Annotated in this window: 18 protein-coding genes and 1 tRNA gene; 16 read left to right on the top strand and 3 right to left on the bottom strand. The window is 70.0% G+C overall.

From position 1 onward, the window contains the following. The first annotated feature begins 1 nt into the window (after window position 1). From QZV97_RS11745 to QZV97_RS11765, 5 genes are all read left to right on the top strand, one after another. A tRNA-Phe gene (locus tag QZV97_RS11745) sits at window positions 2-71 on the top strand. A 139-nt stretch (window positions 72-210) separates the two neighbouring features. After that, the gene (gene yajC / locus QZV97_RS11750; RefSeq protein WP_295642095.1) at window positions 211-534 is read left to right on the top strand and encodes a preprotein translocase subunit YajC; all 324 of its coding nucleotides are present in this window, start codon (window positions 211-213) and stop codon (window positions 532-534) included. 133 nt (window positions 535-667) lie between these two features. Next, on the top strand, window positions 668-2,548 hold the full coding sequence (gene secD, locus QZV97_RS11755; RefSeq protein WP_295642097.1) for a protein translocase subunit SecD: 1,881 nt from the start codon (window positions 668-670) through the stop codon (window positions 2,546-2,548). A 15-nt stretch (window positions 2,549-2,563) separates the two neighbouring features. After that, window positions 2,564-3,598, top strand: coding sequence for a protein translocase subunit SecF (gene secF / locus QZV97_RS11760; protein WP_295642099.1), 1,035 nt, complete (start codon window positions 2,564-2,566; stop codon window positions 3,596-3,598). A gap of 42 nt (window positions 3,599-3,640) precedes the next feature. Beyond that, on the top strand, window positions 3,641-5,947 hold the full coding sequence (locus QZV97_RS11765) for a DUF1631 family protein (RefSeq protein WP_295642101.1): 2,307 nt from the start codon (window positions 3,641-3,643) through the stop codon (window positions 5,945-5,947). Here the strand turns inward: QZV97_RS11765 and QZV97_RS11770 are convergent. The 3 genes from QZV97_RS11770 to QZV97_RS11780 all read right to left on the bottom strand — a co-directional run bounded on the left by QZV97_RS11770 (window position 5,944) and on the right by QZV97_RS11780 (window position 8,781). Beyond that, entirely contained in the window at window positions 5,944-6,396 is a 453-nt protein-coding gene (locus QZV97_RS11770) for a DUF494 domain-containing protein (protein WP_295642104.1), read from the bottom strand. The genes QZV97_RS11765 and QZV97_RS11770 overlap by 4 nt on opposite strands. Before the next feature lie 85 nt (window positions 6,397-6,481). Beyond that, window positions 6,482-7,582 (bottom strand): DNA-processing protein DprA, encoded by a 1,101-nt coding sequence (gene dprA / locus QZV97_RS11775; protein ID WP_295642106.1) that lies wholly within the window; start codon window positions 7,580-7,582, stop codon window positions 6,482-6,484. A gap of 32 nt (window positions 7,583-7,614) precedes the next feature. After that, window positions 7,615-8,781, bottom strand: coding sequence for a LysM domain-containing protein (locus tag QZV97_RS11780; RefSeq protein ID WP_295642108.1), 1,167 nt, complete (start codon window positions 8,779-8,781; stop codon window positions 7,615-7,617). Between the two features lie 244 nt (window positions 8,782-9,025). Between QZV97_RS11780 and def the strand changes: the two genes are divergently transcribed. The 11 genes from def to QZV97_RS11835 all read left to right on the top strand — a co-directional run bounded on the left by def (window position 9,026) and on the right by QZV97_RS11835 (window position 18,927). Then, a complete protein-coding gene (def, locus tag QZV97_RS11785; protein ID WP_295642110.1) occupies window positions 9,026-9,538 on the top strand; it encodes a peptide deformylase in 513 nt (170 codons plus the stop codon). A gap of 14 nt (window positions 9,539-9,552) precedes the next feature. Then, window positions 9,553-10,494 (top strand): methionyl-tRNA formyltransferase, encoded by a 942-nt coding sequence (fmt, locus tag QZV97_RS11790; RefSeq protein WP_295642181.1) that lies wholly within the window; start codon window positions 9,553-9,555, stop codon window positions 10,492-10,494. Between the two features lie 64 nt (window positions 10,495-10,558). After that, window positions 10,559-11,416: a zinc metalloprotease HtpX gene (htpX, locus tag QZV97_RS11795; protein ID WP_295642112.1), complete on the top strand. Its 858-nt coding sequence runs from the start codon at window positions 10,559-10,561 to the stop codon at window positions 11,414-11,416. Between the two features lie 66 nt (window positions 11,417-11,482). Next, the gene (locus QZV97_RS11800; protein WP_295642114.1) at window positions 11,483-11,887 is read left to right on the top strand and encodes a hypothetical protein; all 405 of its coding nucleotides are present in this window, start codon (window positions 11,483-11,485) and stop codon (window positions 11,885-11,887) included. A gap of 122 nt (window positions 11,888-12,009) precedes the next feature. Beyond that, window positions 12,010-12,768, top strand: coding sequence for a head GIN domain-containing protein (locus QZV97_RS11805; RefSeq protein ID WP_295642116.1), 759 nt, complete (start codon window positions 12,010-12,012; stop codon window positions 12,766-12,768). Window positions 12,769-12,841: 73 nt separating this feature from the next. Next, window positions 12,842-13,642, top strand: coding sequence for an AzlC family ABC transporter permease (locus tag QZV97_RS11810; RefSeq protein WP_295642118.1), 801 nt, complete (start codon window positions 12,842-12,844; stop codon window positions 13,640-13,642). Window positions 13,643-13,644: 2 nt separating this feature from the next. Beyond that, entirely contained in the window at window positions 13,645-13,977 is a 333-nt protein-coding gene (locus QZV97_RS11815; protein WP_295642183.1) for an AzlD domain-containing protein, read from the top strand. 34 nt (window positions 13,978-14,011) lie between these two features. Beyond that, window positions 14,012-15,205 carry a phosphoglycerate kinase gene (locus tag QZV97_RS11820; RefSeq protein ID WP_295642120.1) on the top strand — a complete coding sequence of 398 codons (1,194 nt, stop codon included), beginning with the start codon at window positions 14,012-14,014 and terminating at the stop codon, window positions 15,203-15,205. A gap of 62 nt (window positions 15,206-15,267) precedes the next feature. Then, entirely contained in the window at window positions 15,268-16,698 is a 1,431-nt protein-coding gene (pyk, locus tag QZV97_RS11825; RefSeq protein ID WP_295642185.1) for a pyruvate kinase, read from the top strand. Window positions 16,699-16,817: 119 nt separating this feature from the next. Continuing rightward, window positions 16,818-17,882 (top strand): class II fructose-bisphosphate aldolase, encoded by a 1,065-nt coding sequence (gene fba, locus QZV97_RS11830; protein ID WP_295642122.1) that lies wholly within the window; start codon window positions 16,818-16,820, stop codon window positions 17,880-17,882. 130 nt (window positions 17,883-18,012) lie between these two features. Continuing rightward, window positions 18,013-18,927, top strand: a complete 915-nt coding sequence (locus tag QZV97_RS11835; protein WP_295642124.1) for a phosphoribosylaminoimidazolesuccinocarboxamide synthase — start codon at window positions 18,013-18,015, stop codon at window positions 18,925-18,927. Window position 18,928: the final 1 nt, after the last annotated feature.

Consider the following 18,928-nt stretch of genomic DNA (forward strand, 5'->3'; position numbering starts at 1 on the left):
GGTAGCTCAGTTGGTAGAGCAGCGGATTGAAAATCCGCGTGTCGGTGGTTCGATTCCGCCCCGAGCCACCAGATCAAGACGGCCCCCGCGCGGGGCCGTTTGCCTTTGGAGGCCGCGAACCAAGCCGGCCCGGCCGGCTCCAAGCTCGGCGGGACCCCCGCACTACAATCGCCGCCGTTGTCGGCATGACGATCACAAGGATTGATACCCGTGTTCATTTCTGAAGCTTTTGCCCAGGCTGCTCCGGCGGCCACCGGCGGCGAGTCCAGCCTCATCACGATGCTGCCGCTGGTGCTGATGTTCGTGGTGCTGTACTTCGTGATGATCCGCCCGCAGATGAAGCGCCAGAAGGAGCACAAGGCCATGATCGACGCCCTGGCCAAGGGCGACGAGGTGGTCACCGCGGGCGGCGTGCTCGGCAAGGTCGCCAAGCTCGGCGACGGCTACCTGCACGTCGAGGTGGCCGACGGGGTCGAACTGCAGGTGCAGCGCACCGCCGTTGTCCAGGTGCTGCCCAAGGGCACGCTGAAGTAAGCCAGGGGCCTGCGCCGCCGGCGCGGGTCTGAACAAGGCCGCGTGCGCCTGCGGGCGTCGCGGCCTTTCGTGCAAACAAGGCGCCGCGTTCTCGCGGCGGCGGGACGGGTCCGCAAGACCCGGGGATGCTGCGATGAACCGCTTTCCGTGGTGGAAGTACACGATCCTCGCGATCGCGCTGCTGGTCGGTCTGATCTACACGCTGCCGAACTTCTTCGGCGAGGCGCCAGCGGTTCAGGTGTCCAGCGGCAAGGCGACGCTGAAGGTCGATGCGACGCTGGTGCCGCGCGTCGAGCAGGCCTTGAGTGCGGCCGGCCTCCAGGCCGACTTCGTGCAACTGGACGGCAGCTCGGTCAAGGCGCGCTTTCGCGACACCGATGCGCAGATCAAGGCCAAGGACGTCATCGGCAAGGCGCTGAATCCCGATCCCGCCGACCCGAGCTACATCGTCGCACTGAACCTGCTGTCGCGGTCGCCGCACTGGCTGACCTCGCTGCATGCGCTGCCGATGTACCTCGGCCTGGACCTGCGCGGCGGCGTGCACTTCCTGATGCAGGTCGACATGAAGGCGGCGCTGACGAAGCGCGCCGACGCCCTGACCGGCGACATCCGCACGCTGCTGCGCGACAAGGGCATCCGCCACTCCGGCATCGTGCGCGAGGGCAATGCGGTCACCGTCAGCTTCCGCGACCAGGCCACCCTGACCGCCGCGCGCGCCGCTCTCGCCGAGCCGCTGCCCGACCTGCAGTGGACCGAGGCCGCGACGGGCGGTGACTTCCGGCTGACCGGCAGTCTGAAGGCCGATGCCGCCCGGCGTGTGCAGGAACAGGCGATCAAGCAGAACATCACCACGCTGCACAACCGCATCAACGAGCTGGGCGTGGCCGAGCCGGTGATCCAGCAGCAAGGGGCCGACCGCGTGGTGGTCCAGCTGCCGGGTGTGCAGGACACCGCGAAGGCCAAGGACATCATCGGCCGCACGGCGACGCTGGAGCTGCGCATGGTCGACGACAGCGCCGAGGCCGGGGCCGCGATCACCGGCGCCGGCCCGGTGCCTTTCGGCGCCGAGCGCTACGTCGAGCGGGGCGGGGCGCCGCTGATCGTCAAGCGCCAGGTCATCCTGACCGGCGAAAGCCTGACCGATGCTCAGCCGGGCTTCGACGGCCAGACCCAGGAGCCGGCCGTGCACCTGACGGTCGATGCGAAGGGCGCGCGGATCATGCGCGACATCTCGCGCGAGAACATCGGCAAGCGCATGGCGATCCTGCTGTTCGAGAAGGGCAAGGGGGAGGTCGTCACCGCGCCCGTGATCCGCGGCGAGCTCGGCTCGCGCTTCCAGATCTCGGGCCGCATGACGACGCAGGAAGCCAACGACACTGCGCTGCTGCTGCGCGCCGGCTCGCTGGCGGCGCCGATGGAGATCGTCGAGGAGCGCACCATCGGCCCGAGCCTGGGGGTCGAGAACATCGAGAAGGGCTTCAACAGCGTGATCTACGGCTTCAGTGCGATCGCGCTGTTCATGTGCTGTTACTACCTGCTGTTCGGCCTGTTCTCGACGCTCGCACTGGCGCTGAACCTCCTGCTGCTGGTGGCCGTGCTGTCGATGCTGCAGGCCACGCTGACGCTCCCGGGCATCGCCGCCATCGCGCTGACGCTGGGCATGGCGATCGACGCGAACGTGCTGATCAACGAGCGGGTGCGCGAGGAGTTGCGCGCCGGTGCGTCGCCGCAGGCCGCGATCCACACCGGCTACGAACGCGCCTGGGCGACGATCCTGGACTCCAACGTCACCACGCTGATCGCCGGCGTGGCGCTGCTGGCCTTCGGTTCGGGGCCGGTGCGCGGCTTCGCGGTGGTGCACTGCCTGGGCATCCTGACCTCGATGTTCTCGGCGGTGCTGTTCTCGCGCGGGCTCGTGAACCTGTGGTACGGCCGCCAGAAGAAGCTCAAGAGCGTGTCGATCGGCCAGGTGTGGCGGCCTGGTGGCGCCACGCCGCCGGCAGCCCAGGTCTGAGGCAGGGAGGACGACATGGAGTTCTTCCGTATCCATCGCGACATCCCGTTCATGAAGCACGCGTTGATCTTCAACGTGATTTCCTTCGTGACCTTCGCCGCCGCCGTGTTCTTCCTGGTCACGCGCGGCCTCCACTTCTCGATCGAGTTCACGGGCGGCACCGTGGTCGAGGTCGAGTACGCGCAGTCGGCCGATGTGCCCAAGGTGCGCGGGGCGGTCGAGGCTCTCGGCTTCGGTGAAGTCCAGGTGCAGAACTTCGGCACGTCACGGGACATGCTGGTGCGCCTGCCGCTGCGCGCCGACATCAAGCAGGACGAGGTGGTCGGCCGCGTCTTCGAGGCGCTCTGCAAGGCCGAGGGCGGCACGGTGGCCCAACGACAGGCCGTTTCGGACAAGGGCGAGCAGATCAGCCGTCAGGTCTGCGAGGCCGGCGGCGCCGAGCCGTTGCAGTTGAAGCGCAGCGAGTTCGTCGGCCCGCAGGTCGGCAGGGAACTCGCGACCGACGGGGCGATGGCGCTCGGCTTCGTCGTGATCGGCATCATGATCTATCTCGCGATCCGCTTCGAGTGGAAGTTCGCGGTCGCGGCGATCGTCGCCAACCTGCACGACGTCATCATCATCCTGGGCTTCTTCGCCTACTTCCAGTGGGAGTTCTCGTTGTCGGTGCTGGCGGCGGTGCTGGCGGTGCTGGGCTACTCGGTCAACGAATCGGTGGTCATCTTCGATCGGATCCGCGAGGCCTTCCGGCGCTTCCGCAAGATGGATACGGCACAGACCATCGACCACGCGATCACGTCGACGATGAGCCGCACGATCATCACCCACGGCTCGACGCAGATGATGGTGCTGTCGATGCTGCTCTTCGGCGGCGCCACGCTGCATTACTTCGCGGTGGCGCTGACGATCGGGATCCTGTTCGGCATCTATTCGTCGGTGTTCGTGGCCGCCGCCATCGCCATGTGGCTGGGCGTCAAGCGCGAGGACCTGGTGAAGCCTGGGGGCAACAAGAGCAACGATCCGGACGACCCGAACGCAGGGGCCGTGGTGTAGAGTTGAAACGGACTGTCAACTCCGCCGCCGCCCACCCCTTCCATGGCCGCTCCAGCCACACCCTCCGTCCTGGCCGCGCAAGCGAGGCGGGTGTATCTGGAGGCGTTGCTGCTGGCCCTGCCGGCCGCCCTGCAGTCGGTGCTGAACGGCGCGCACCGGCTGGCCAACGAAAAGGCTGATCCCCAGACCTCGCACAAGCGCCTGAACGTCGCGATGGACCTGGCGCGGCCGCTGCCCCACTGGCAGCAGGCCCTGATCGACGCACTGGCCAGCGTGCCCGGCTTGCCGCCGGCGGCCCGGCCTTCCCTGGCCTCGGTACCGGCTGCCAGCATGAGCGGCTCCGGCGCTCCGCTGCAACTGGTGGATGACGACACGATCGAGGTCGAGATCCTGAGTTCGCGGCTGGCGCTGGCGATGATGGACAAGGCCTCCTGGGAGTTCACCGACCTGCGTTCGCGCATGTCGCACCTCGAGAAGCGCGAGGAACTCGACAGCGCCGACGTCCTGCGCCCGCACGTCGTGGCGCGCATGGTCATCGACACCTGGCGTGGCGCCTCGCTGTCGCTGGAGCACTGGCGCACCCTCCACAAGGTGCTGCACGAGACCTTCGGCGAGCTGGTCGAGGAGGCCTATCACGAGACCAATCGCTGGCTGCTCGAGCACGGCGTGCGGCCCGAGATCGACCTGCGCCCCTTCATCCGGCGATCGATCGGCGGCCATGTCGCGGCGATTCCGGTGACGTCCGGCTTCGGCGACATCGCCGACCCGCATGGCATCCGGCGCGCCAACGTCGTCGTCGGGCCGTCGACGGGCGGGGCGAGCGTCGGCGACGAGACCCGGCTGATCACGCGCATCGGCGGCTTGGCGCGCAGCGCCGGGCATGCCGAGGCCGTGCTGGGCCGGCTGAACAAGCTGGTCGGGCGGCAGGTGCCGAGCTTCGCGGACACGGCCGACATGCGGCCGTCGCCGAACTTCCAGCGCGCGATCTCGGACGCTCAGGCCGCCGTGCAACGGCAACTGGCCACCACCGGGCGCGACGAGCGCGGGCCGATCAGCACGCCCGCGCTGCTGCAGGAGCTGAACCAGCGCAAGCGCGTGCTGAAGGAAGCCGCGACCACGCAGGTCGAGCGCGCGACGATCGAGATCGTCGCGCTGCTGTTCCAGAGCATCCTCACCGAAGAGAAGATCCCTGCCACGGTGCGCGTGTGGTTCGCGCGGCTCCAGATGCCGGTGCTGCGCGTCGCGGTCAGCGAGCCCGATTTCTTTGCCACCACCGACCACCCGGCCCGCAAGCTCATCGACCGCATGGGGGCCTGCGTGATGGGCTTCGACATCTCCTCGCGCGCGGCGGGCGACGCGCTCGACAAGGAGATCAAACGCGTGGTGCAGGTGGTCGAGGCCTATCCGGACACCGGTCGTCGCGTCTTCCAGACCGTGCTGACCGAGTTCGAGCGCTTCCTCGAGCACTACTTCAAGAACGAGAACGAGGCCACGCGCAAGGGCGTGTCGCTGGCGCAGCAGGTCGAACAGCGCGAGACGCTGGCGATTCAGTACACGATCGAGCTGCGCAAGATGCTCAATGAGATGCCGGTCCAGGAAGGCGTTCGCAATTTCCTGTTCCAGGTCTGGGCCGACGTGCTGGCGACGACGGCGCTCAAGCACGGCGCGGCCAGCGAGCCCACCAAGCAGATGAAGCGCGCGGCCGCTGACCTGATCTGGTCGGCCGGCGCCAAGGTCTCGCGCGAAGAGCGGGCCGACGTGATCCGGCGCCTGCCGCCGCTGCTGAAGACGTTGCGCGAGGGCATGGCGGAGGCCGGCCTGGCGACCGAGAAGCAGGACGAGCATATCCAGGCGCTCAACGATTCGCTCGCGGCCGCCTTCACCGCCAAGGCCGCGGCGATCCCGGCCGAGCGCCTGGACGAACTGATGGGCCGGCTCGAGGATCTGGAGCAGATGTTGCCGGACGCCGAAGACCTGCAGATCGACGAGTCAATCGTGATGGACCTGTCGGGCCACGAGAGCAGCGAACTGCAGATCGTCACCGACGGCGGCTCGATGCCGACGCCGGCGATGCTGGCCTGGGCCCGCGAGCTGCAGGTCGGCGGCTGGTACATGCTCGAGCACCGCGGCCGGATCGAGGCCGTTCAGCTGGCCTGGCACGGCATGCGCAAGCAGCTGAGCCTGTTCGTGTCTCAACAGGGCCGGGGCACGCTGTTCCAGCAGCACCGGCTCGCGTCCTTCCTGCAGGCCGGCCTGTTGATCCCGGCCCAGGACGAGGCGCTGACGGTACGCGCCACGCGCAGCGCACTGGCCAAGCTCGACGCCGACCCGCAGCGCCTGCTCAGCTAGTGGATCAGGCGATCCTCGTCGTCGACGAAGAGTTCGTCGAGGATCAGGGCGTCGGGCTCCTCGCCCAGGCTCCAGAACACCATCAGCACGATGATCTTCAGGTCCTCCAGGGCCAGCGGGCTCGCGGGGATCGCCATGGCGCGGTCGATCACCATCTCGCGCATCGGCGGGCGCAGCACGCCGGCCGACTCGAGGAAGCTGACGAAGCCGATCGAAGCTTCGCCGAGGTGGTCCTGTTCGGCGGTCGAATAGACCCGCAGGGCGTCGGCGCTCTGCGAGCCGCCGTGCGACTCCGCGGCCTCGGCCAATCCGGCCAGCCAGCTCAGCGCATCCTCGATCTCCTCGTTCTCGAAGCCCACTGCCGAGAGCTTGCGCGACAGCTGCCGGTGATCGGGGCAGGCGCCCGGTTCCCAGTAGTTTTCGTAGAGGTAGACGAGGACGTCGAACATGAATTGAAGATACCACAGGGGTCCGCAGCGAAGCCGCGGAACAGGGCCGTGGCCGCATCGCGGCCGGGGCGATCGAGCGCCCGGTTCAGCTGCGGACGAGGCGCTGGAACAGCTGTCCTGGCAAGCGCACGACCTCGCCCGCAAGCTCCAGTTCCAGCAAGCGAGCGCTCAGTTCGGCGGGCGCCTCTCCCAGCCGGGCGGCGAGCGCGTCCAGGGTCACGGGCTCGTGGCCAAGCGCGTCGAGCAGGAGGTCACCGCCCCGATCCTGGCCCGTCGGGACCGGCGACGGGGATGCCGTGCGGATGTGCAGTTCCTCGAGGATGTCGATCGCGCCGTCGACGAGCTTGGCGCCCTGCTTGATCAGCGCATGGCAGCCGCGCGACTGCGGCGAGTGGATCGACCCCGGGATCGCGAACACGTCGCGCCCGGCCTCGACCGCCAGCCGCGCGGTGATCAGCGAGCCCGACTCCAGGGCCGCCTCGACCACCAGCGTGCCGCGGCTCAGACCCGCGATGATGCGATTGCGGCGCGGAAAGTTGCCCGGCATCGAGGGCATGCCCAGTGCGTACTCGCTCAGCACCAGGCCCTGCGACGCGATGCGCCGTGCCAGGGCCAGGTTGCGCTTCGGGTAGACGACGTCCAGCCCGGTGCCGACCACGGCGATCGTCGATCCCGGGGCGTCGAGTGCGCCTTCGTGCGCGGCGGCATCGATGCCCATGGCCAGCCCGGAGACGACGGTCAGCCCGGCATCGCCCAGGCTGCGCGCAAAGGCACGCGCGTTCTCGGCGCCCTGCGGCGTCGGGTTGCGGCTGCCGACGACGGCGATGCAGGGGGCGTTGAGCAGCTCGGCCCGCCCGATCGCGTACAGCAGCAGCGGCGGGTCGGCCGTCTGTAGCAGCAGTTGCGGATAGGCGGGGTCGCCCAGCACGATGACGTGGCGCGGTGCGCCGTCGGCGGCCTGCAACCACCGCCAGGTGGCGTCGAGCAGGGTGTCGAGCGCGTCGGGCGGCCGGGACAGCGCCTCGGCGAGCGCCGGCCCCAGCAGACTGCGGTGGGCAGCGGTGGGCGCCGCGAAGACGGCTTCCGGCGATCCGAAGGCGGCCAGCAGCCGGCGCCCGTGCTCGAGGCCGATCTGGGGGGTTTCGATCAGCCGCAGCCAGCCCGCGAGTTCTTCGCGCTCGAGCATGGCCGGGCCGGGGCGCGCGGGCGCCGCGATGCTCAGGGTTCGGTGAAGCGGTCGCCGCGGGTCACGGGATCCTGCACGTTCAGGATCAGCGCGTAGGACATGCGATCGAAGACGCGGAACACGAACAGCAGGCCGTGACGCTCGTCGGGCAGGCGGATCGGCTGGGCCGCGCCGCCTTGCGTCAGGTCGCGCTCCAGCGCGCCGGCACGCCACAGCGCCAGCACGTGGCCGCGCTCGAGGCCGTCGCGCGCGCCGCGGTTCAGCGACACGATCTGGTTCTGGCCGGCATTCAGCGCCTCGCCGTACACCGACACGATGCGGCCGTTGACCGGTGCGGACGGCGGCCGCGGCACGTAAGGTTCGTAGTCCTTCGGCTGGGCCGGGGCGAGACGGTCGGACACGCGGGCCTCCAGCGTCGTGGCCGTCAGGCGGAAGGTGGCGGGCACGACCTCGCCACGGCTGTTGGTCTCGCCCTCGCGCTCGTATTCGGCGCTGGCGACGTAGGTGCCTTCGTAGCCGAGCACGGCGTTCGAATCAGGATCGACCAGCGGCTTGGCCTGCTGGAAGACGCGCCACTCGCGCGTGTTGCCGAGGCTGCCGCGCACGTAGGCCAGATCGCCCTTGCCGAGCAGCACGCGGCCCTCCTGGGCCGCGACGATGCGCGGCGCGCGATCGAGTTCGTCGCTGTCGAGGATCACCGCGTCGTTCAGGAAGCTCTCGATGAACTTCAGCGGGACGGAGGCGATCGGGCCGCCCGAAGGACCCACGTCGCGCACGCGCGGAGACAGCCGCACCGTGTCACCGGGCTGACCGCCGGCCATGCGCAGGCGGGCCCGGTCGCCGCTGCGCTCGAGCACGAGCTGCTGGCCCGGATAGATCAGGTGCGGGTTGCGGATCTGGTCGAGGTTCATGCCCCACAGCTCGGGCCAGCGCCAGGGGCGCTTGAGGTAGAGGCTGGAGATGTCCCACAGCGTGTCGCCGCGCTTGACGGTGTACTGGTCCGGCGCGTTCGGCGCCAGTTCGGACAGCGGCACGCCGGCCTGCGCCACCTGCTGCGCCGTGGCGCGCTGCTGCGAGGTGATCGGGAAGTTGGGTTCGGCAGCCGCCGCCAACATCGAACCGCCGACGGCCGCGGCCGACAACAGGGCGGTCGCGAACAGACCGAGAGGCCGGCGGGCAGCGGGGACGTGACGTGTCATCGATCTCTCTCCGTGGACGCCGGTTCCAACCCATCCGCCGCCCTGTGGTCTTTGCGAGGGCTGTGCCCCCGTGCCGCGCTTGGGGGAAAATCCTCACTTCGTTTCGAAGATTCTGCCCATAAACCCTTGATGCCGCAATGAAACCGGTCGGGCGCGGGGGCTGCGCAACGGTAGCCCTTCACGCCTCGTCGTTGCGTGTGATCCACACGCGGCATCTGACGCATTTCGTTACCCTGAGCCCGTCATGGCCCTGCTCGACATCCTCCGCTACCCCGACCCCCGCCTGCACAAGATCGCCAAGCCGGTGGCGACCGTGGACGACCGCACCCGCCAGCTGGTCGACGACATGCTCGAGACCATGTACGAGGCCCAGGGCATCGGCCTGGCCGCGACGCAGGTCGACGTGCACGAGCGCGTCATCGTCATCGACGTCTCCGACGAGCGCGACGAGCCGCGCGTGCTGATCAACCCCGAGCTGCTGTCTGCCAGCGAGGAGATGCTGGTCGGCGACGAAGGCTGCCTGTCGGTGCCCCAGATCTACGACCGCGTGCCGCGGCATGCCCGCATCCGGGTGCGCGCGCAGGGGCGTGATGGCCAGCCCTACGAGCTCGACGCCGACGGCCTGCTCGCGGTGTGCGTCCAGCACGAGATGGACCACCTGGTCGGCAAGGTCTTCGTCGAATACCTGTCGCCGCTGAAGCGCAATCGCATCAAGAGCAAGCTGCTGAAGAAGACGCGCGAGGACGCGCGACCCTGAGCCGCGTGGCCGCCATGAGGATCGCCTTCGCCGGGACGCCCGAGTTCGCGGCTGTCGCGCTCCAGCGCCTCCTGGCGGCCGGCTTCGAGGTGCCGCTGGTGCTGAGCCAGCCCGACCGTCCGGCCGGCCGCGGGATGAAGCTGCAGGCCTCCCCGGTCAAGCAGCTCGCGCTGGCGCGCGGCCTGGCGGTGCTGCAGCCGCAGGGCCTGCGGCTGGACGGCCGGTACGCCGACGATGCCCGGGCGGCCCGCGCCGCCCTGGCTGCCGCCGACCTGGACGCGATGGTGGTGGCCGCCTACGGCCTGATCCTGCCGCGCTGGGTGCTCGACCTGCCCCGGCGCGGCTGTCTCAACATCCACGCGTCGCTGCTGCCGCGCTGGCGCGGCGCCGCGCCCATCCATCGCGCGATCGAGGCCGGCGACCGCGAGACCGGCATCACCATCATGCAGATGGACGAAGGCCTGGACACCGGCGCCATGCTGCTGGTCGAGCGCGAGGCCATCCGCCCGGACGACACGACCGCGACGCTGCACGACCGGCTCGCGGTGCTGGGTGGCCGTCTGGTGGTCGAGGCGCTGGAGGCAGCGGCCTGCGGGGGCCTGCCGCCCCGCCCGCAGCCCGCGGAGGGCGTCAGCTACGCGCACAAGATCGACAAGGCCGAGGCGGCGATCGACTGGACCTGCCCGGCCGCGTTGATCGAGCGGCGCGTTCGCGCCTTCGACCCTTTCCCCGGCGCGAACTTCGGTTACGAGGGCCAGACGGTCAAGCTGTGGCGCGCGGCGCTCGCCCCGGCCACCGGCGACGTACCCGGCACCGCGTGCGTCAGCGGCGATGCGCTGCGGATCGCCTGCGGCGACGGCGCGCTCGACCTGCTGGAGCTGCAGCGGCCGGGCGGGCGCCGCGTCGGCGTGCGCGAGTTCCTGGCGGCCCGGCCGTCGCGGCCCGCCGCCCATTGAACTCGGGGCGCCGGCCCGCATCTACGGCAGAGCGCCGGTCCGGCGCGACGAAGGGAACGACGAGATGTTCAATCTGATGAAGACCGCCATCCTGATGGCCGCCATCACGGCGCTGTTCATGGCGATCGGCTCGGTGCTCGGCGGCCAGCAGGGCATGGCCATCGCGCTCGTCATCGCGCTCGGCATGAACTTCTTCAGCTACTGGTTCAGCGACAAGATGGTGCTGAAGATGTACAACGCGCGGCAGGTCGACGAGACCACGGCGCCGCAGTTCTATCGCATGGTCGCCGAGCTGGCGCAAAAGGCCGACCTGCCGATGCCCAAGGTCTACCTGATCGAGGAAGACGCGCCCAACGCCTTCGCGACCGGCCGCAATCCGGCCCATGCTGCGGTGGCCGCGACGACCGGCATCCTGCGCGTGCTGTCCGAGCGCGAACTGCGCGGCGTGATGGCGCACGAGCTGGCGCACGTGAAGCACCGCGACATCCTCATCAGCACCGTCAGCGCGACCATGGCCGGTGCGATCTCGATGCTGGCCAACTTCGCGATGTTCTTCGGCGGCCGCGGCAGCGACGGGCGGCCCGCCAACCCGATCGCCTCGATCGCCGTGATGCTGCTGGCCCCGCTGGCCGCCAGCCTGATCCAGATGGCGATCAGCCGCGCGCGCGAGTTCGAGGCCGACCGCGGTGGCGCCGAGATCTCCGGCGACCCGCAGGCCCTGGCCAGCGCGCTGCAGAAGATCCAGCGCTACGCCCAGGGCATCCCGATGGAGGCGGCCGAGCGCCACCCGGAGACGGCGCAGATGATGATCATGAATCCTCTGTCCGGCGGCGGCCTGCGCGGCCTGTTCAGCACCCACCCCGCGACCGAGGAGCGGGTCGCCCGGCTGATGGAGATGGCGCAGCCCGGTCTGCGGGCCTGACGCCAGCCCGGCGCCTCAAGTTGCCGTCCGACGGGTCGATAAGCCTGCGAAGCCTCCGAGCCGACCATGCACCGCCTCCTGTCCGTTCCCCTCTTCTGCGCCGCCGCGCTGCTGGCCGGCTGTGACCTGACCGGCAGCGAGGCGGCCGACAAGGTCGCCGCGCTGCGCGAGGCCGACGGCAAGGCCGTCGGCAGCGCCTGCCGCCATGCCGGACGGGCCATCGAGGACTGCTACCTGCTCAATCCCAAGGCGCAGCGCGCGGCGGTCTTCGCGGGCTGGCGCGAGATGGACGAGTACATGCGCGAGAACAAGCTCGAAGCCGTCGTGCCCGCGCTGGACCGCCCGGCGGCCAAGGCGCCGGACCCCGCCGAGCCGCCCCGCAGCGAAGCGGCGGTCGCCGCCCCGCCGGCCGAGGCCGCCTCGATGCCGCGGCTCAAGCCCCGGATCCGCGTCAAGCCCGACCACTCCTGAGCGCGCGCTCCGTCGCGCCGGTCGGCGGCTGATCCCGCCGCCGATGCGCTCCGTCGCAGGCGCGTCGACCTGCGCAGGCCGCGCCGCCAGACTCCGGTGATCGTCATCACCGGAGACCTGCCATGTTCGACGCCATCCGCCTGCCCCGACGCACCTGTCTGCTGGGCCTCCTGGGATTGCTGCTGGCCGCCGCCACCGCCGGCGCCCGGGCCGAGAGCGCGTCGGGGTCCGGCAAGCCGGGCACCGAGACCCGGGCGGTCGACGGCTATCACGGCATCGCGCTGAAGGCGCCGTTCAAGGTGCTGCTGCGTGCCAGCGGCCGCGAGGGCGTCACGCTGCGCGGTGACGACAACCTGCTGGCGCTGGTCGAGACCCGCGTCGTCGAGGCCCGCGCCGGTCAGCCGGGTCCGGTGCTGGAGCTGCGCTGGCGCGACGGCGTGCGCGTCTCGCCGCGCGGGGAGATGCTGGTCACGGTCGACGTCGTCAATCTGCGCCTCGTCACGGTCGCCGGGTCCGGCGAGGTGAGCGGCGACGCACCCCCCGCGCCCTCGCTGGCCCTGCGCGTCGCCGGTTCCGGGGACATCGCGCTGCGGCAGGTTCGCACCGACGACCTGGCGATCGGCGTGGCCGGCAGCGGCGACGTCAAGGTCGCGGGCCGCGCGACCAAGCTCGCGGTGACGGTCTCCGGCAGCGGTGACGTCGATACCGATGCGCTCGAGGCCGACGAGGTGGCGGTCCAGGTCGCCGGCAGCGGCGACGCCGCCGTCACCGCGCGCAAGAGCCTGACGGTCGCCATCGCCGGCAGCGGCGAGGTGGTCCACCGGGGTGAGGCGCAGCCGCAGGTCTCGGTCGCCGGCAGCGGGCACGTGCGGCGCCGCTAGCGACGCGGCGGCGGCACCGACCCGGCTTGAGCCCGCGCCGCGCTCGCCGGGCCGGCGGTGGGACAATCGAGACATGCTGTCCCCGTCGCTGCGCGCCACCGTCCGGCATCCCGACTACCGCGCCGGCGTGCGCGACATGACCGGCCCGGCGCTGGGCATCGCCGCCTGGGGCCTGGTGACCGGCGTCGCGATGGTCAAGAGCGGCCTGTCGGTGCCGCTGGCGCTGCTGATGAGCTTCACGGTCTTCGCGGGCAGCGCGCAACTCGCCGTCGTGCCGCTGATCGCCCTCGGCGCGCCGGTGTGGGTCATCTGGGCCACCGCCTTCTGCGTGAACCTGCGCTTCGTCATCTTCAGCGCGCAGTGGCGGCCGTATTTCATGCGTTTCTCGCAGCGGCAGCGGATGGGGCTCGGCTACTTCTCGGGCGACATCAACTACGTGCTGTTCATGAAGCGCTACCCCGAGCCGCCGGCCGAGGGCGAGGCGCCCGACGGGCAGATCGAGTACTTCTGGGGCTCGGTGACGACCAACTACATCGCGTGGCAACTGCCGTCCGTGATCGGCATCCTGCTGGCCGACGTGATCCCGACGCAATGGGGTCTGGGCTTCGCCGGCACGTTGGCCTTGCTGGGCCTGACCTATGCCCTGGTCTCCGACCGGGCCACCCTGCTGGCCGCAGTGGTGGCCGGCGGGGCCGCGGTGGCGGCCTTCGCGCTGCCCTTCAAGCTGCACATCGTGGTCGCGATCGCGGCCGCCATCTGCGTCGGGCTGATGATGGACGGCGGCGATGACGCCGGTCGGCGCCTGCGCGCCTACCTGGACCGCGCCGCGGGCCAGCGCGGCGGTCCGCTGCAACGCAAGGTCGGTGCAGCATGAACATGAGCCTGGCCGAGTTCCTGTTCACCATCGCCGGCCTGACGGTGATCACCGTGGTGACCCGCTCGTTCTTCTTCCTGTCCGAGCGCGAGTTGGTGCTGCCCGGCTGGGTCAAGCGCGGATTGCGCTACGCGCCGCTCGCTGCGCTGGCTGCGGTCGTCGTGCCCGAGATCCTGATGAGCCAGGGCCGGCTCGTCGCCGAGCCGTGGTTCGACGCGCGCTTCCATGCCGCCATCGCCGCGACGGCCTACTACTTCTGGCGCCGCAGCATCCTCGGCACGATCGTGGTCGGCATGGCGGTGCTGCTGCCGCTGCGGCTGGGCCTGGGCTGGTGAGGCGCTTCGTGTTCATTCCTGGAGGAGAGGGCTCTTGAAGGTTCTGCGCTTTTCCGATCTCGTCGAACAGGGCCGCGTTGCCGGACAGCGCGTCTTCATCCGCGCCGACCTCAACGTACCGCAGGACGACGCCGGCCGCATCACCGAGGACACGCGCATCCGCGCGTCGATCCCCTGCATCGAGATGGCCCTGAAGGCCGGTGCGGCGGTGATGGTGACCTCGCACCTGGGCCGTCCCACCGAGGGTGAGTTCCGGCCCGAGGACTCGCTGGCGCCGGTGGCGCGGCGGCTGGCCGAACTGCTGGGCCGCAAGGTGCCGCTGCTGAGCGACTGGACTGCGGGCGTCGAGGTCGCGCCCGGCGAGCTGGTGCTGCTGGAGAACTGCCGCATCAACAAGGGCGAGAAGAAGAACGACGAGGCGCTCGCAAGGCGCATGGCCGCGCTGTGCGACATCTTCGTGCACGACGCCTTCGGCACCGCCCACCGCGCCGAGGCCTCGACCTACGGCATCGCGCAGTTCGCCAGGATCGCCTGCGCCGGCCCGCTGCTGGCCGCCGAGATCGACGCGATCACCAAGGCGCTCAGCAATCCCAAGCGCCCGTTGGTGGCCATCGTCGCCGGCTCCAAGGTCAGCACCAAGCTGTCGATCCTGAAGTCGCTGGCATCCAAGGTCGACCAGCTGATCGTCGGCGGCGGCATCGCCAACACCTTCATGCTGGCCACCGGCCTGCCGATCGGCAAGTCGCTGGCCGAGCCCGACCTCGTCGGTGAGGCGCGCGCAATCATCGACATGATGCAGGCGCGCGGTGCCGCGGTGCCGATCCCGACCGACGTCGTGGTGGCCAACGAGTTCTCGGCGATGGCGCGCGCCAACAAGGTCGCTGCCACCGAAGTGCAGGCCGACGACCTGATCCTGGACATCGGGCCGCGCACCGCGGCCGAGCTGGCCGGCATCATCGCGCGGGCCGGCACGGTGGTCTGGAACGGCCCGATGGGCGTGTTCGAGTACGACCAGTTCGCCGGCGGCACGCGCACGCTGGCGGCGGCGATCGCGCATTCGCCGGCCTTCAGCATCGCCGGCGGCGGCGACACGCTGGCCGCCATCGCCAAGTACGGCATCGAGAAGGACATCGAGTACATCTCCACCGGCGGCGGCGCCTTCCTCGAGGTGCTGGAGGGCAAGACCCTGCCGGCCTTCGAGATCCTTCAGAAACGGGCCGACGCCTGACCGACATTGATCCGGGGCGCTGCGGCGCCCCATGTTCTGCCCCAGATTCATCCATGACCATGATGCAACGCGCCACCAAGATCGTCGCCACCCTCGGCCCCGCCTCGTCGACGCCGGAGGTGCTGGAGCGCATGATCCGCGCCGGCGTCGACGTCGTGCGGCTCAACTTCTCGCACGGCAAGGCGCAGGACCACATCGACCGCGCGACGCTGGTGCGCGAGGTCGCCCGGCGCGCCGGCAAGGAGGTCGCGATCATGGCCGACCTGCAGGGCCCGAAGATCCGCGTCGGCAAGTTCGCCGACGGCAAGGTGATGCTCGAGCCCGGCGCGGCCTTCGTGCTCGACGCCGCGCGTGCCGAGCCCGGCGACGTGCGCGCCGTCGGCCTCGACTACAAGTCGCTGCCGCGCGACGTGAAGCCCGGCGACACGCTGCTGCTCAACGACGGCCTGATCGTGCTGACGGTCGACAAGGTGGCCGGGGAGGCCGTGCACACCACGGTCAAGGTCGGCGGCGAGCTGTCCAACAACAAGGGCATCAACAAGCAGGGCGGCGGCCTGACCGCGCCGGCGCTGACGGCCAAGGACATGGAGGACATCAAGACCGCGATGGCCTTCCAGTGCGAGTACCTCGCTGTCAGCTTCCCGAAGAACGCGACCGACATGGAGATGGCGCGCCAGCTGGCCAACGTCGCGGGCGAGCCCTTCCGCCACAAGCCGGCGCTGATCGCCAAGATCGAGCGCAGCGAGGCGATCCCGGTGCTCGATGCGATCCTGAAGGCCAGCGACGGCATCATGGTCGCGCGCGGCGACCTCGCGGTCGAGGTCGGCAACGCGGCGGTGCCGGCGCTGCAGAAGAAGATGATCAAGCTCGCGCGCGAGCTCGACAAGGTCGTCATCACCGCCACGCAGATGATGGAGTCGATGATCGTGAACCCGGTGCCGACGCGCGCCGAGGTGAGCGACGTCGCCAACGCGGTGCTGGACGGCACCGACGCCGTGATGCTCAGCGCCGAGACGGCAGCCGGCAAGTACCCGGTCGAGACCATCGAGCAGATGGCCGCGATCGCCGAAGCGGCCGAGGCCGCCGAGGACGTTTCGCTCGACGCCGACTTCACGAACCGCCGCTTCGGCCGCATCGACCAGAGCATCGCGATGGGCGCGCTGTTCACGGCCCATCACCTGGGCTGCAAGGCCATCGTCGCATTGACCGAGTCGGGCTCGACGGCGCTGTGGATGAGCCGGCACAAGATCCACGTGCCGATCTACGGCCTGACCTCGCAGCCAGCCAGCCAGCGGCGCATGACGCTGTACCGCAACGTGCGCCCGCTGCTGATGCCGTCGTACGCCGACCGCGACCAGGCGCTGGCCAAGGCCGAGGCGCTGCTGATCGAGCAGGGGGTGCTCAAGCCCGGCGACACCTACGCGATCACCGTCGGCGAGCCGATGGGGCACCCGGGCGGCACCAACATGCTGAAGGTATGTCGGGTCGGCTGAGGCCGCGCCCCAGCGAGCGCGGGGGGCGGGGCGAGGCACGGGGCGCCTAAAATCATCGTCTTCGCCGCAGCGTCGGGTGCGCTCGCGCTGCCACCGGTTCCTGACCTTCGGAGACTCCCATGCCCCTCGTTTCCATGCGCCAGCTGCTCGACCACGCCGCCGAGCAGGGCTACGGCATCCCTGCCTTCAACGTCAACAACCTCGAGCAGGTGCAGGCCGTGATGACGGCCGCCCACGACGTCGGTGCCCCGGTGATCCTGCAGGCCAGCGCCGGCGCCCGCAAGTACGCCGGCGAACCCTTCATCAAGCACCTCATCCAGGCCGCGGTCGAGACCTGGCCCCACATCCCCCTGGTGATGCACCAGGACCACGGGCAGAGCCCCGACGTGTGCCGCGGTGCGATCGACCTCGGCTTCAGCTCGGTCATGATGGACGGCTCGCTGCAGGCCGACGGCAAGACCATCGCCAGCTACGACTACAACGTCGATGTGACGCGCAAGGTCGTCGACATGGCGCACAAGCTCGGCGTCACCGTCGAGGGCGAGCTCGGCTGCCTGGGTTCGCTCGAGACCATGAAGGGCGACAAGGAAGACGGCCACGGCACCGAGGCCACGATGACGATGGACCAGCTGCTGACCGATCCGGAAGAGGCCGCCGACTTCGTCAAGCGCACCCAGCTCGACGCGCTGGCGATCGCGATCGGCACCAGCCACGGCGCCTACAAGTTCACCCGCAAGCCCACGGGCGACATCCTCGCGATCGGCCGCATCAAGGAGATCCACAAGCGCATCCCCAACACCCATCTGGTGATGCACGGCAGCTCCAGCGTGCCCCAGGACCTGCTGGCGGAGATCCGCCAGTACGGCGGCGACATGAAGGAAACCTACGGCGTGCCGGTGTCCGAGATCCAGGAGGCCATCAAGCACGGCGTGCGCAAGATCAACATCGACACCGACATCCGCCTCGCGATGACGGCCGCGGTGCGCCGCTACCTGCACGAGAACCCGAGCAAGTTCGACCCGCGCGACTTCCTCAAGCCGGCGACCGCCGCGGCCAAGTCGATCTGCAAGCAGCGCTATGTCGAGTTCGGCTGCGAGGGCCAGGCCCCCAAGATCAAGCCGGCCTCGCTGGACATCGTCGCGACGCGCTACGCGCGCGGCGAGCTGGCGCAGCTGGTGAACTGAGCCGGCGCGCCCCGGCTCCTCGCAGCGGGCGCTTCGGCGCCCGCTGTGCTTGGTGGCACGCTTCCTGCGCCGTGGCCGCATCGAGGCGGCCCCCTAGAATCGAAACCGTCCCCCGTCGCCCCTGTCCGTCATGTCCCAGCCCGCCACGACCTCCCTCCCGCTGCTGGAGAGCCGACTGCAGAGCCTGCCGCTGCTGGCCCGCGGCAAGGTGCGCGACAACTACGCCGTCGGCGACGACCGGCTGCTGATGGTCGCGAGCGACCGGCTCAGCGCCTTCGACGTGGTCATGGGCGAGCCGATCCCCGGCAAGGGCGAACTGCTGACGCGCATGGCGCTGTTCTGGTTCGACAAGCTCGGCCACATCGTGCCCAACCACCTGACCGGCGAGGCGCCCGAAAGCGTCGTCAGCGCGGCCGAGCGTCCGCAGGTCACCGGTCGCTCGATGCTGGTGAAGCGGCTCAAGCCGCTGCCGGTCGAGGCGGTGGTGCGCGGTTACCTGGCCGGTTCGGGCTGGAAGGAGTACCAGCACAACGGCGAGGTCTGCGGCGTCAAGCTGCCGGCCGGGCTCCGGAACGCGAGCCGGCTGCCGGCGCCAATCTTCACGCCGGCCACGAAGGCCGAGATGGGCGCGCACGACGAGAACATCTCCTTCGAGCAGATGGCCGCGATCATCGGACCGGTGCTGGCCGGGCAGGTGAGGCGCGTCGCCATCGCGCTCTACGAGACGGCGGCGGCGTTCGCGCTGGGCAAGGGCATCATCATCGCCGACACGAAGTTCGAGTTCGGGCTCGACGAGCACGGCACGCTGACGCTGATGGACGAGGTGCTGACGCCGGACTCGTCGCGCTTCTGGCCGGTCGAAGGCTACGTCGAGGGCAGCAATCCGCCGAGCTACGACAAGCAGTTCGTCCGCGACTGGCTCGAGCAGGTGCGCATCGACGGCCGACCGTGGAACAAGCAGGCGCCGGCGCCGGCACTGCCCGCCGACGTGGTGGCCCACACCGCGACCCGGTACCGCGAAGCGCTCGATCGCCTGATGGCCTGAA

This window comes from uncultured Methylibium sp. (assembly GCF_902826655.1).
In the GTDB taxonomy this organism is placed as follows: domain Bacteria; phylum Pseudomonadota; class Gammaproteobacteria; order Burkholderiales; family Burkholderiaceae_C; genus Methylibium.